General features: G+C 61.5%; 12 protein-coding genes. All 12 read right to left on the reverse strand.

From position 1 onward, the window contains the following. Positions 1 to 7 precede the first annotated feature (7 nt). The 12 genes from fliL to LCH64_RS12935 all read right to left on the reverse strand — a co-directional run bounded on the left by fliL (position 8) and on the right by LCH64_RS12935 (position 12,208). Positions 8 to 511: a flagellar basal body-associated protein FliL gene (fliL, locus tag LCH64_RS12880; protein ID WP_003222887.1), complete on the reverse strand. Its 504-nt coding sequence runs from the start codon at positions 509 to 511 to the stop codon at positions 8 to 10. 214 nt (positions 512 to 725) lie between these two features. Beyond that, positions 726 to 2,120 carry a flagellar hook-length control protein FliK gene (locus tag LCH64_RS12885; protein ID WP_226500439.1) on the reverse strand — a complete coding sequence of 465 codons (1,395 nt, stop codon included), beginning with the start codon at positions 2,118 to 2,120 and terminating at the stop codon, positions 726 to 728. A 106-nt stretch (positions 2,121 to 2,226) separates the two neighbouring features. Further along, positions 2,227 to 2,574, reverse strand: coding sequence for an Hpt domain-containing protein (locus tag LCH64_RS12890; protein ID WP_103483928.1), 348 nt, complete (start codon positions 2,572 to 2,574; stop codon positions 2,227 to 2,229). Between the two features lie 30 nt (positions 2,575 to 2,604). Further along, entirely contained in the window at positions 2,605 to 4,308 is a 1,704-nt protein-coding gene (locus LCH64_RS12895) for a fused response regulator/phosphatase (RefSeq protein WP_226500440.1), read from the reverse strand. Between the two features lie 5 nt (positions 4,309 to 4,313). Then, entirely contained in the window at positions 4,314 to 4,619 is a 306-nt protein-coding gene (locus LCH64_RS12900) for an STAS domain-containing protein (RefSeq protein ID WP_226500441.1), read from the reverse strand. A 189-nt stretch (positions 4,620 to 4,808) separates the two neighbouring features. Next, positions 4,809 to 5,258 carry a flagellar export protein FliJ gene (gene fliJ / locus LCH64_RS12905; RefSeq protein ID WP_003222878.1) on the reverse strand — a complete coding sequence of 150 codons (450 nt, stop codon included), beginning with the start codon at positions 5,256 to 5,258 and terminating at the stop codon, positions 4,809 to 4,811. 6 nt (positions 5,259 to 5,264) lie between these two features. Next, the gene (fliI, locus tag LCH64_RS12910) at positions 5,265 to 6,623 is read right to left on the reverse strand and encodes a flagellar protein export ATPase FliI (RefSeq protein WP_003222877.1); all 1,359 of its coding nucleotides are present in this window, start codon (positions 6,621 to 6,623) and stop codon (positions 5,265 to 5,267) included. Next, on the reverse strand, positions 6,613 to 7,416 hold the full coding sequence (fliH, locus tag LCH64_RS12915) for a flagellar assembly protein FliH (RefSeq protein ID WP_226500442.1): 804 nt from the start codon (positions 7,414 to 7,416) through the stop codon (positions 6,613 to 6,615). The genes fliI and fliH overlap by 11 nt, the downstream gene beginning before the upstream one ends. Before the next feature lie 4 nt (positions 7,417 to 7,420). Continuing rightward, positions 7,421 to 8,440: a flagellar motor switch protein FliG gene (gene fliG / locus LCH64_RS12920; protein WP_003222873.1), complete on the reverse strand. Its 1,020-nt coding sequence runs from the start codon at positions 8,438 to 8,440 to the stop codon at positions 7,421 to 7,423. Further along, positions 8,433 to 10,220, reverse strand: coding sequence for a flagellar basal-body MS-ring/collar protein FliF (gene fliF, locus LCH64_RS12925; protein ID WP_003222871.1), 1,788 nt, complete (start codon positions 10,218 to 10,220; stop codon positions 8,433 to 8,435). Before fliF ends, fliG begins: the two co-directional genes overlap by 8 nt. A 15-nt stretch (positions 10,221 to 10,235) precedes the next feature. Further along, positions 10,236 to 10,565 (reverse strand): flagellar hook-basal body complex protein FliE, encoded by a 330-nt coding sequence (fliE, locus tag LCH64_RS12930; RefSeq protein WP_003222869.1) that lies wholly within the window; start codon positions 10,563 to 10,565, stop codon positions 10,236 to 10,238. Between the two features lie 251 nt (positions 10,566 to 10,816). Next, positions 10,817 to 12,208: a sigma-54 dependent transcriptional regulator gene (locus tag LCH64_RS12935; protein WP_226500443.1), complete on the reverse strand. Its 1,392-nt coding sequence runs from the start codon at positions 12,206 to 12,208 to the stop codon at positions 10,817 to 10,819. Positions 12,209 to 12,210: the final 2 nt, after the last annotated feature.

Below are 12,210 nucleotides of genomic sequence, written 5' to 3' on the forward strand. Positions count from 1 at the left end.
CGTGTTCCTACTGCAGTACGAAATTAGTGAAAAGCAACTGTTCGATCACCACTTTGCCCAGCTCTTTCTGCGCCACTTCCTGGACGCTGGCTGTGGCCTTCTGGCGCAACATCTCCTGCCCGACCGGGGTCGCCAGCGTGGCGAAATCCTGACCGGAGAAGAGCATCACCAGGTTGTTGCGGATCACCGGCATGTGCACTTTGAGCGCGTCCAGATCGGCCTGGTTACGCGCCAGCATGGTGATGCTCACCTGCATGTAGCGCTGACGGCCGTTCTGGTTGTAGTTGGCGACAAACGCCGGCGCCATCGGCTCGAAGATCGCTGGCTGCTTGCCGGTCGGCGCGGCTTCGGCCGCTGCGGCAGGCTTGCTCTGAGCACTGTGCATGAAGTACCAGGTAGCGCCCACGGACACACCGATCGCCAGCAGCAGAGCCACCACGATCAGGATGATCATCTTGAGTTTGCCTTTGGTCGCGGGGTCTTTTACAGCTGCTGCTTCGCTCTTCGCCATGCCAATAATCCGTCACTAATCGGGTTTTCACAGTCGCACGGCAAGGCAAGAGCAAGTGTTATGCCAGAAGTGTCGGAGGATTGATCTGGAGAGCACCACAAAACAAATGTGGGAGCGGGCTTGCTCGCGAAAGCGGTTTAACATTCAACAGTTATGTTGGCTGTCATACCGCTTTCGCGAGCAAGCCCGCTCCCACAAGGGATACAGCGTCGTGTCAGGCGTAGTAATCGACGGCGCTGGTGCCAATGACGCTGGTGGTTTGCGCAGCGGCTTCCGCCACTGCCGCCGGCGTCAGCTCTTCTTCCGCCGAATCCAGACGTCCGCCAGCAGCGCTGGTGCGGCCACTCTGGCCCTGCTGCGCCTGTTCCTGGCCCTGCTGACCCTGCCAGCCGCGGCTCTGGTCGGAGACATTGACGTCGACCTGGCCCATGCCCTGCTGGGTGAACATGTCACGCAGGCGATGCATCTGCCCGTCCAGCGCTTCACGCACGCTTGGATGCGCGCTCATGAACGTCACCTGGGTCTGCTGATCGGGAACCATGTTCACCCGGATATCCAGACGCCCCAGTTCCGCCGGTTGCAATTGAATATCCGCCGCCTTCAGATTGGCGCTCGACAGGTACATGACCCGGTTGACGATTTCTTCGGTCCAGCCGCTCTGGTGCATGGCGATCGGCTGATTCACCGGTACGGCGTTCGCGGTTTTCGGTGTGGCTGCCTGAGTCAGCGCCGCCAGACGGTTGGCGAAATCATCGACACGGGTATCACTGGTGGCGCTTTTCAGATCTTTCAGGCCATCGTCGATCAGGCCACTGAAGGTTTTTTCACCATTCTGACTGGTGCTGTCCTTGTCGGCCTGCACGTCGAGCATGCTGGCCATGCCGGCGGCGAAGTTCTGCGCCGAAGTCAATTCACCGTCGGCCTGAGTCTGGGCCGGCGTAGCTTTGGGCTGTGTCTGGCTGGATGCGGAAATGTGCCCGCCCTGCTCCATCGCCATGCGCACCGCCGGCAACGAGTCGAGCGGATCGGCCGCCGGGTCGAAAGCGCTGTCGGTCGACGCAGCAGGGTCTTTGACCACTGCCGGCGCGACGGTTGCGGCCACGACCGGTGTTTCGGCCTTGACCGGCTCCGGCGTTACAGCCACCGGTGCTGGCACCACAGGCGCCGCGACCAGTGGCTGCACGGTTTGCGCCAGCGCCGGATCCAGCGCCGGGTCAACCGGCGTGGTGTCAGCCACCGGAGTCTGCGCGTTGTCTGCGGCAGCATCGGCGGCGGCCTTGTCAGCAGCTGCCTGATCATCGGATGTCGTCGGTGCAGACTTGTCGACAGGCAAGGCGTTGCCGCTATCGGCAACGGACTGTTGCGTGGCGGCAGACTTATCCTTGCCGAGATCTTTCCTGTCGCTGTTGTCGGCAACCTTGTCGCGCGCGGGTTTCAACGAACTGTCGGAGTTCGAAAGGACCTTTTTCGGGCCCTGATCGGCGAACACCTGAGCGAAGCTTGAGGCCTTGTCCCCGGTGTCTGCAGCCATTACCGGCGTTTTCGTGGCGGCGGCTTGCGCCTTGGCCTGAGCGGCAGATTGAAGAAGAACATTGGGGGTCGCAGGCATGACACGGTCTCCGCTGCACTGGGATCGTAGGTACAGTTGACGGGGATTATTGCAAGTGTCGGGCCAGTTTTGTCCGGCGCTTGCGAAAAGCGCCGGACGGCGGGATTCAATGGGTCAGGGCGTGCTGGCGTTCGTCTTCGTAGACAGGTCGCACATCGGCGAATTCGCTGCTGATGTCCGCCACCAGATCGACGATTTCAGCCGGGCTTTTGTTTCTGGCGTCCGCCTCGAGTGCCTGACAAAGGGTCGCCAGCCGAACGGCCCCCATGTTGCTGGCGCTGCCCTTGAAACTATGGGCGACCTCGGCCAACACCCTGGCATCGGCGGTCTTCTGCAGTTGATGCAAGCGACTTTCAGAATCGGTCAGGAAGGTATCCAGCAAATCCGGATAGCTGTCTTCCATCACTTCGCGCAACGCATCGAGTACTTCGCGATCCACATGTTGGTCAGTCACTTGTTCACTCCTTGATCAAGAATCGGCGGATTATGCCTTAACCTCCCAGAAAAACTCTACGCAAGCACTGCGACCTTCGTCCGACCATCTGGCGTTATGCCCCAATTGCCGGATCAAACTGACCCCGCGCCCCGACAGACGGACACCGTCCACCGGCCGCTCCATCACCCGCGCCACGTCAAAACCCTTGCCGCTGTCCTCGACGCGAATGACCAGACAGCCACCGGTACCTTGCGGCCGGACCTGCAGATGCACGCGCACGTAACCGTCCTGCAAGGCTTCGAGTCGCGCATTGCGCTGCTCATAGTAGCGCGCGAATCCTGCCGCATCGCGCTTGAGGCTGGAATCCAGACCCAGCACGCCATGCTCCAGCGCATTGGAGTACAACTCGGCGAGCACGCTGTAGATCGCCCCGCTCTGGGTGCGCAACCCGTGTACCTCCAGCAACAACTGCAGCAGATACGGCAAAGGATTGAAGCGCTTCAGTGTAGCGCCGCGAAACTCGAAGCTCACCGACCAGTCCAGCGGACACGACTGGCCGCTGTCGGAATACACCGGCGCCGGCGGCATGACCTGCGCCGCGTCGAGCAGACTGATCTCGACCATGCTCACGTCGTCACGGGGCTCGCCGCGAAACTCGAGCAAGGCCTGTTCAATCTCGGCAAACAGGTTGTCCGGCTCTCGGTTGACAGCAAACAGCTGCTGCAAACGCTCGACACCGAACAACCGGTCATCGCCGTCAGTGGTGTCGATCACACCGTCAGACAGCAGGAACACCCGATCCCCCACCGCCATGGTTTGCACTTCTGTCCGGTCGTCAAACGCTTGCGGGCTGAGCACGCCCAGCGGCAAGTGCCGCGCCGACAGCGGCACGCGCTCGCCGCTGGCAATCCGGTGCAGATAACCGTCGGGCATACCGCCGTTCCACACCTCCACCGTGCGCCGCTGAAAACTCAGGCAGAGCATGGTCGCGCAGCAGAACATGTCCACCGGCAGGATGCGCTTGAGCTTGGCGTTCATCTCGCGCAGGGTTTCAGCCAGGCCGTAGCCCTTGGCGGTCATGCCATAGAACACTTCTGCCAGAGGCATGGCCCCCACCGCCGCCGGCAGACCGTGACCGGTGAAATCACCGAGCAGCACATGCATGTCGCCGGCCGGGGTGTAAGCCGCCAGCAGCAGGTCGCCGTTGAACAATGCGTAAGGCGATTGCAGATAGCGGATGTTCGGCGCACTCAGGCAGCCCGAGTGGGCCACCTTGTCGAACACCGCTTTGGCCACACGCTGTTCGTTGAGCAGGTAATCGTGATGTTTGGCGATCAGATCGCGCTGCTGCAGCACGGTGGCCTGCAAGCGGCGCAAGCGGTCCATCGCCTTGATTTTGGCGGCAAGGATCACCTGGTTGTAGGGCTTCGCCAGAAAGTCGTCGCCACCCGCCTCCAGACAACGGGCCAGGGCTTCACTTTCGGTCAGCGAGGTCAGGAAGATGATCGGCACCAGGGTTTCCCCCGCCAGCGCCTTGATCTGCTGCGCCGCTTCGAAGCCGTCCATCACCGGCATCATCGCATCCATCAGCACCAGATGCGGTTGTTGCCGGCGAAAGACCTCAACCGCTTCAGCGCCATTGGCCGCCGTCAGCACTTCATGCCCCTGACGCCGGACGATAGTGGAAAGCAGCAGGCGATCAGCGGCACTGTCTTCGGCGATCAGGATCGTCAGCGGTTCTTGCGCCTGCATGGCCGTCAACTGATGTCGAACAGTTTGTCGAAGTTGGAGATGGCGAGGATCTTGCGCACGTCGGAGTTGCTGTTGATCACGCGCACATCCGAGTTGTCGCCGCCGGCATGATCTCGCAGCAGGAGCAGCATGCCCAGCGCGGAGCTGTCGAGGTAGGTGGCTTCTTTCAGATCAACCACGATGGAGTCGGGTTTTTGGTTAAGCCGCTCATAGGAGTCGCGAAACTCCTGATGGCGCCCAAAATCGAACCGCCCCTTGACCGAAATCGTCAGTTTTTGACCATCCGGAGAGACTTCTGTAACGACTGACATTGACTGGCTTCCTTGTCATTGACGAACGTGTACAAGGTTTAGCATCTGCTAGACCCAGGGGCAAGGTGCAACGTAGAACCAAATGAGGGAGCGGGCTTGCTCGCGAATGCAATCGGTCAGTTGACCGAGGTGGTGACTGACACGACGCCTTCGCGAGCAAGCCCGCTCCCACAAGGAGTTTGGGACAACTTAAAAAGGGTTCTGGCGCGGCAAACGCTGCGACAACTCGTCCAGCAGCTTCTGCTCACGCTTGTCTTCGAGGCGTTGCGCCTCTTCGCGGTAGCGCTGCACCAGTTTGCGCAGGCCTTCGACCTTGGCAAACGCCTGCTGCCAGGCATCGCGCGCCTTGATCAGGTTGTTCTGGTGCCAGACCAGGCTCTGGCGCTGCTGGTCGATGGCGGTGTCCAGTTGCGCGAGGAAGCCGTGATAACCCAGCAGCCATTGCCCGGAAACCCCGTCGCTGCCGCGCACGATCCACTGCTCCTGATAATCCAGACGAAAGGCGTCGAGGTCGGCGAGTTTGCTTTCGGCCACTTTGACCTGGCCCTGAAAGTAACCCAGGCGCTGCACGGCGGTTTTCTCGGCCTGTTCGGCCATCTCCACCACGGGTGCCAGACGCGCAGCTCGGCTCACGGCCATGGCCGGTTACCCACCCGCCGCGGGCGCGAACAGGGTTTCGAGGTAAGCCTGGCTCTCGCCCATGTTGATCTTGTCGTTCAGCCCCTGACGCTGGTAGCGGGTCAGTTGCGGCTGCAGATTGATCGCCAGATCGGTCTCGCGGTCGCCACCGGCGACGTACGCGCCGACGCTGATCAGGTCGCGGCTCTGCTGATAGCGCGACCACAATTGCTTGAAGTACTGCGCGCGCTGCATGTGCTCCGCCGAAACCACGGCCGGCATCACCCGGCTGATCGAGGCTTCGATGTCGATGGCCGGATAGTGCCCTTCCTCGGCCAGACGCCGGGACAACACGATGTGGCCGTCGAGCACGCCCCGCGCCGAGTCGGCAATCGGGTCCTGCTGGTCATCGCCTTCGGACAACACGGTGTAGAACGCGGTGATCGAACCACCGCCCTTCTCCGCATTACCGGCGCGCTCCACCAGTTTCGGCAGTTTGGCGAACACCGAGGGCGGATAACCCTTGGTTGCTGGCGGCTCGCCAATGGCCAAAGCGATTTCCCGCTGGGCCTGGGCGAAACGGGTCAAAGAATCCATCAGCAGCAGGACGTTCTTGCCCTTGTCGCGGAAATACTCGGCGATTCGCGTGCAATACATCGCCGCGCGCAGACGCATCAGCGGCGCATCGTCCGCCGGCGAGGCGACCACCACCGAACGCTTGAGGCCTTCTTCACCGAGAATGTGCTCGATGAACTCTTTAACTTCTCGACCCCGCTCACCGATCAGGCCAACGACGATAATGTCGGCCTCGGTGAAGCGGGTCATCATGCCCAGCAGCACCGATTTACCGACACCGGTACCGGCGAACAGACCCAGACGCTGACCACGCCCGACAGTCAGCAAACCGTTGATGCAACGGATGCCGACGTCCAGCGGGACGTGGATCGGATCGCGGTTGAGCGGGTTGATGGTCGGGCCGTCCATCGGCACCCAGTCTTCAGCCTTCATCCCGCCCTTGCCGTCCAGCGCGCGTCCGGCGCCATCGAGTACGCGACCGAGCATGCTCATGCCCATTGGCAGACGACCGGTTTCCGCCAGCGGCACCACGCGGGCGCCCGGGGCGATACCGGCGACGCTGCCGACCGGCATCAGAAAGACTTTGTTGCCGGAAAACCCCATGACTTCCGCTTCCACCTGGGACGGGTGATAGCTGTCGTCATTGATCACCAGGCAGCGCGTGCCCATGGCAGCGCGCAGGCCTTCGGCTTCGAGGGTAAGGCCGACCATACGCAGCAGGCGGCCTTCGAGAATCGGCGCGCCGGCGATCTCAGTGGCTTCAGCATAAGTGCTGAGGCGCTTGGCGAAACTGGTGCGTTCAAGGCGCATCGGGGGTGTCCGCGAGCGGCTCTTCAGGCGCAGCCGCCGGTTGGCTTTGTTCAGGAATGTCCAGACTTAGATCCGGCGCAGCCGGGTGCAGGGCCTGTTCGTGTAACTGGTCGAACAGTTTGGCCATGACCTGGGTCACGCGGGTCTCGATGCTGGCGTCGATACGGCTGTGCTCGGTTTCAACCCGGCAACCGCCCGGCAGCAGCGAGTCATCTTCGACGATGCGCCAGGATTCCTCATGACGTTCGCGCAAGGCCTTGGCCTGCTCGAAGTCTTGCGGATTGACGTAAAGACGCACGTTTTCCACGCCCAACGGCAACAGCTTGAGCGCGTCGCGCATGACCTGTTCGATCTGGCTGGAGTCGATGGCCAGCTCGCGCTTGATCACTTGTTTGGTGATGTGTTGGACGAGGTCGACCAGCGACTTTTCGATCTGTGTGTCCTGCTCGGCAATCGGCTCGAACAGGTGGGTCATCAGTTGCTCGAGGCTGGCGAGTTTCGCCGCCAGCGCCACTTCGGCCTCCTGACGCACCTTCAGCGTGGCGCTGTGAAAACCTTCCTTCTCGCCGATGCCAAAGCCCTCGTTGTAAGCCTCCTGACGGATGCTTTCGAGTTCTTCCAGGGTCAGTGGCTGGACTTCTTCCAGCGGCACTTCTTCCATTTCCGGCGGTTCGGGCTCCGGTTCCGGCTCGGGTTCCGGTTTCGGCGGGTCGAAGCTGGGCATTTCCCAGGATTCGAAACCACGGACATCCCGGGCACGGATCAGATCCGTCACATCGTCATGCTTGTCCATGGGCTTAGATCATTTCCTCGCCGCCCTTGCCACCGAGCACGATTTCGCCGGCTTCGGCCATACGACGGGCAATGGTGAGGATTTCTTTCTGCGCGGTTTCCACGTCGCTGACGCGCACCGGGCCTTTGGCCTCGAGGTCGTCGCGCAACAGCTCGGCCGCACGCTTGGACATGTTCTTGAAGATCTTCTCTTTGACGCCTTCGTCCGAACCCTTGAGGGCCAGTACCAGTACGTCGGAAGAGACTTCGCGCAACAGCGCCTGAATGCCGCGGTCGTCGACATCGGCCAGGTTGTTGAACACGAACATGAGGTCTTCGATCTGACCGGACAGGTCTTCGTCGACTTCGCGGATCGAGTCCATGAGCTGGCCTTCGATCGAGCTGTCGAGGAAGTTCATGATGTCCGCCGCACGCTTGATGCCACCCAGGGTGGTGCGCGAGGCGTTCGAGTTGCCGGAGAACTGCTTCTCGAGAATCTGGTTCAGCTCTTTCAGCGCTGCCGGCTGCACGGTGTTCAACGACGAGACGCGCAGGATGATGTCCAGACGCACCTTGTGGTCGAAGTTGCCCAGTACTTCACCGGCCTGATCCGGGTCGAGGTACGCCACCACGATGGCCTGGATCTGCGGGTGTTCGTAACGGATCACGTCGGCAACGGCGCGCGGCTCCATCCATTTAAGGCTGTCGAGGCCGCTGGTGTTGCCACCGAGCAGGATACGGTCGATCAGGCCATTGGCCTTGTCTTCGCCCAACGCCTGGGTAAGCATTTTGCGCACGTAGTCGTCGGAGCCGACGCCGAGGCTGGTCTGGTCGCCGACGATGTCGACGAACTCGCTCATGACCTGCTCGACCTGCTCGCGATGGACGTTGCCCATCTGCGCCATGGCCACACCGACACGCTGAACCTCTTTCGGGCCCATGTGGCGCAGCACTTGCGCGGCATCGGTTGAACCCAGGGACAGCAGCAGAATCGCGGCTTTGTCGACCTTGTTCAGTTTGGCGGTTGCGGCTCGGTTATCACTCATCTGCGTTAATCCACTCTTTCACGACCTGAGCCACGCGACCCGGATCCTCGGCCACCAAGCTCTTGATTGCATTCAGTTGTGCGTCGTAACCCTCGCTCGGGCTAGGCAACAGAATGCTCTGCGGACCACCGAGGCTCACGCGGTCGTTGGCCAGGTCGCCGTCCAGGCCGCCCATGCCACCGAGTTCCACGTCGCTGCCCAGACCGGCCAGCTCCTTGCCTTTGCCGCCACCGGTGATGTTGTTCAACACCGGACGCAGCACACCAAACACCAGCACCAGGATGAACAACACACCCAGCACTTGTTTGACGATGTCCCAGAACCATGGCTGGGAGTAGAACGGAATATCGGCAACCACTTCGCCGCGCTCGGCGGAGAACGGCATGTTGATCACGCTGACGCTGTCGCCACGGCTGGCATCGAAGCCGACCGCGTCCTGCACCAGACGGGTGAAACGCGCCAGTTCATCGGCGCTCCACGGCGCGCGGGTGGTTTCCCCGTTGGCCGGGTTGATCTTGACCTGATCGTCGACCACCACCGACACCGACAGACGATTCAGGCGACCCTGCTGCTGTTTGGTGTGGCTGATGGAACGGTCGAGTTCGAAGTTCTTGGTGGATTGTTGACGCTTGTCCGCCGGGTATGGCGCGAGCATTGGCTGGCCGGTGGCCGGGTCCATGATCTGCTGACCGTTGGCATCAACCAGTGGCTGACCGGGTTGAATCATGCCGGTAGAGGCTTGCGCGCCACCGGTGGTCTGCGGTGCCGAGGCCGGCGCTGGCGGCTGGTTGCTCAGGGCACCCGGTACACCTTGCGGGCCATTGCTGGCGGTGCGTTGTTCGTTGACCGACTGCTCGCTGCGCAACGCCGGTTGATCCGGGTTGAACTGCTCGGCTGTCGATTCGACGGCGTTGAAATCGATGTCGGCCGAGACTTCAGCCTTGTAGCGATCGTTGCCCAGCACCGGTTGCAGAATATTGTGCACGCGCTGGGTCAGCATGCTTTCCATGCGGCGGCTGTAATCGAACTGCTTGCCGGCCATGGTCATTTCGGAGTTTTCCGCCTGATCGGAGAGCAGGTTGCCCTTCTGATCGACGACGGTGATCTGCGATTTGCTCAGTTCAGGAACGGAGGTCGCCACCAGGTTGATGATCGCCACCACCTGCCCTGGCTCCAGCGAACGCCCAGAGTACAGCTCGACCAGTACCGAAGCGCTTGGCTTGCGCTCATCACGCACGAACACCGAACTCTTCGGAATCGCCAGGTGCACACGGGCGCCCTTGACGTTGTTCAGGCTGGAGATGGTGCGTGCCAGTTCGCCTTCGAGGCCGCGACGGTAACGCGTCGCTTCCATGAACTGGCTGGTGCCCAGCCCCTGTTCCTTGTCGAGGATTTCGAAACCGATGTTGCCGTCGCTGGGAGTGACACCAGCGGCCGCGAGTTTCATCCGCGCACGGGACAGATCGTCAGCCTTGACCAGCAAGGCGCCAGAGTTCGGCTCGACGGTGTAAGGAATGTCGGCGGAGGCCAGGGTGTCCATGACCTGCTTGGCGTCCATGCCGGCAAGGCTGCCGTACAACGGACGGTAATCCGGCTGCTGCGACCACAGCACCACGGCAAAGCCAATCGCCACGCTCGCAGCCAGGCCGACCAACAGGCCCACCTGACGCAGCATGGTCATCTCGGAGAGGTTTTCCAGGAAGGACAGGCCGAACAGCGGCGGTTTGCCGTCTATCGGGGTGGCCTTGGCCGGAACGTTATCGGCGACTGCTTCTGCCATGACTCAATCTCGTCCTTAAACCGGCATCTGCATGATGTCTTGATAAGCCTGAACCAGCTTGTTGCGCACCTGGGTCAGAGCCTGGAACGACACGCTGGCTTTCTGCGAGGCGATCATCACGTCCGTCAGATCGACGCCGCTCTTGCCGATTTCAAATGCGTTGGCCAACTGAGTCGACGCCTGCTGGGTATCGCTGACTTTGTTGATGGCCTGACCGAGCATGTCGGAAAAGCTGCTGCCTGCCAGTTCAGGGACGGCGGCAGTCGATTTCGGCGTGGCCATGGCGTCCATTTTCATGGCCTTCATGTCCATCATCAACCGATTAAATTCAATACCTTGGCTCATGGTCTACTCTCTTGGGCGGCCCGCAATTTTTTGACACTCACTCGGCGGGTACACAGGTATTAGCAACAAGGGTGCCAGCTCGGCGGACTTACTCTATAAAAGCCCATCAAGGCACCGCGTCAGGTCCAGGCACCGCGAAACCACTGTGGGAGCGGGCTTGCTCGCGAAGAGGGAGAGTCAGTCGATATTTTCGCAACTGACCCTGCGCTTTCGCGAGCAAGCCCGCTCCCACAATTGACTTGCGACAATTTTCAGGTGGCGAACAGATAGCCTTCGACGTCCATCCCGGCATCCCGCATTTGCGCCAGTTTGTAGCGCAGGGTACGCGGGCTGATACCGAGTTTTTCCGCGGCTTCCTTGCGCCGACCACGCTCGGTGCGCAGGGTGTCGATGATCATCTGGAACTCCCGGCGACGCAGGTCATCGCCCAGCGCACCGGCGGACTCGGCCTCGACTTCAATCTCGCGCACCAACGGTTGCACCGGCACTACGGCCGGCGCTGCGCTAAACGTCACAGCGCCGGTCAGGCAGAAATCCTGCGGCTGGATCAAACCGCCCTGCTGCAGAATCAGCGCCCGTTGAATCGCGTTATCCAGCTCACGCACGTTACCCGGCCACGGGTAGTGGGTCAGGCAAGCCTGGGCCTCTGGCGAAAGTTTCGCCGCCGCATGCTTCATTTTATTGACGTGTTTGTTCAGCAACCGCTCCGCCAGCGGCAAGATATCGGCAGTGCGCTCGCGAAGTGGACGCCACGCCAGGGGGAAAACCGACAAACGGTAAAAAAGGTCTTCACGGAAACGCCCCGCCGCCACTTCGCCGGCCAGATCACGGTTGGTGGTGGCGACCACGCGAATATCCAGGGTGATCGGTTTGCGCGCACCGACGCGCTCGACTTCGCGCTCCTGCAACACCCGCAGCAACTTGGCTTGCAGGCCCAAGGGCATTTCGGAAATCTCGTCGAGCAGAATGGTGCCGCCATCGGCCTGCTCGAACTTGCCGGCCTGCGCCGCGATGGCGCCGGTGAACGAGCCCTTCTCGTGACCGAACAGCGTCGCTTCAAGCATGTTGTCGGGAATCGCCGCGCAGTTGATCGCAATGAACGGCTGGCTGGCACGGTGGGATTGCTGGTGGATGTAGCGCGCCAGCACTTCTTTGCCTGTACCGGATTCGCCGGAGATCAGCACCGTGGAATCACTGCGCGCCACCCGCGCGGCCAGTTCGAGCAACTGCGCACTGGCCGGCTCGACCGCCACCGGACCTTCACCGTCAGCAACGCTGACACTACCCAGGGCATGCCGCGACACCAGGTCCAGCAGGGCCTTGGGTTCAAATGGCTTGACCAGATAATCCGCCGCGCCCTGACGCATCGCATCCACGGCGCGTTCGACCGCGCCATGGGCAGTCATCAGCAACACCGGCAATTGCGGCTGCCGCGCACGCAGCAAACCGAGCAGTTGATGGCCGTCCATGCCAGGCATGTTGACGTCGCTGACCACCAGACTGAACGCCTCGCGCTCGACCGCCTGCAACGCCTCTTCGGCACTGCCGACCGCCTGGTAGTCGTGCCCCGCCAGCAGCAGCGTATCGGCCAGCGCTTCGCGCAACGAGCGGTCATCCTCGACCAGCAAAACCTTGATGCCCATGA

This window comes from Pseudomonas sp. MWU16-30322 (assembly GCF_020515535.1).
Classification (GTDB): Bacteria; Pseudomonadota; Gammaproteobacteria; order Pseudomonadales; family Pseudomonadaceae; genus Aquipseudomonas; species Aquipseudomonas fluorescens_H.

What these genes read in the sequence shown, in the direction of transcription:
- LCH64_RS12935 (WP_226500443.1), bottom strand. Translation starts at nt 12,208, where the DNA reads ATGGGCATCAAGGTTTTGCTGGTCGAGGATGACCGCTCGTTGCGCGAA.
- fliI (WP_003222877.1), bottom strand. Translation starts at nt 6,623, where the DNA reads ATGCGCCTTGAACGCACCAGTTTCGCCAAGCGCCTCAGCACTTATGCT.
- fliL (WP_003222887.1), bottom strand. Translation starts at nt 511, where the DNA reads ATGGCGAAGAGCGAAGCAGCAGCTGTAAAAGACCCCGCGACCAAAGGC.
- LCH64_RS12885 (WP_226500439.1), bottom strand. Translation starts at nt 2,120, where the DNA reads ATGCCTGCGACCCCCAATGTTCTTCTTCAATCTGCCGCTCAGGCCAAG.
- fliE (WP_003222869.1), bottom strand. Translation starts at nt 10,565, where the DNA reads ATGAGCCAAGGTATTGAATTTAATCGGTTGATGATGGACATGAAGGCC.
- LCH64_RS12900 (WP_226500441.1), bottom strand. Translation starts at nt 4,619, where the DNA reads ATGTCAGTCGTTACAGAAGTCTCTCCGGATGGTCAAAAACTGACGATT.
- fliG (WP_003222873.1), bottom strand. Translation starts at nt 8,440, where the DNA reads ATGAGTGATAACCGAGCCGCAACCGCCAAACTGAACAAGGTCGACAAA.
- fliJ (WP_003222878.1), bottom strand. Translation starts at nt 5,258, where the DNA reads ATGGCCGTGAGCCGAGCTGCGCGTCTGGCACCCGTGGTGGAGATGGCC.
- LCH64_RS12895 (WP_226500440.1), bottom strand. Translation starts at nt 4,308, where the DNA reads ATGCAGGCGCAAGAACCGCTGACGATCCTGATCGCCGAAGACAGTGCC.
- fliH (WP_226500442.1), bottom strand. Translation starts at nt 7,416, where the DNA reads ATGGACAAGCATGACGATGTGACGGATCTGATCCGTGCCCGGGATGTC.
- fliF (WP_003222871.1), bottom strand. Translation starts at nt 10,220, where the DNA reads ATGGCAGAAGCAGTCGCCGATAACGTTCCGGCCAAGGCCACCCCGATA.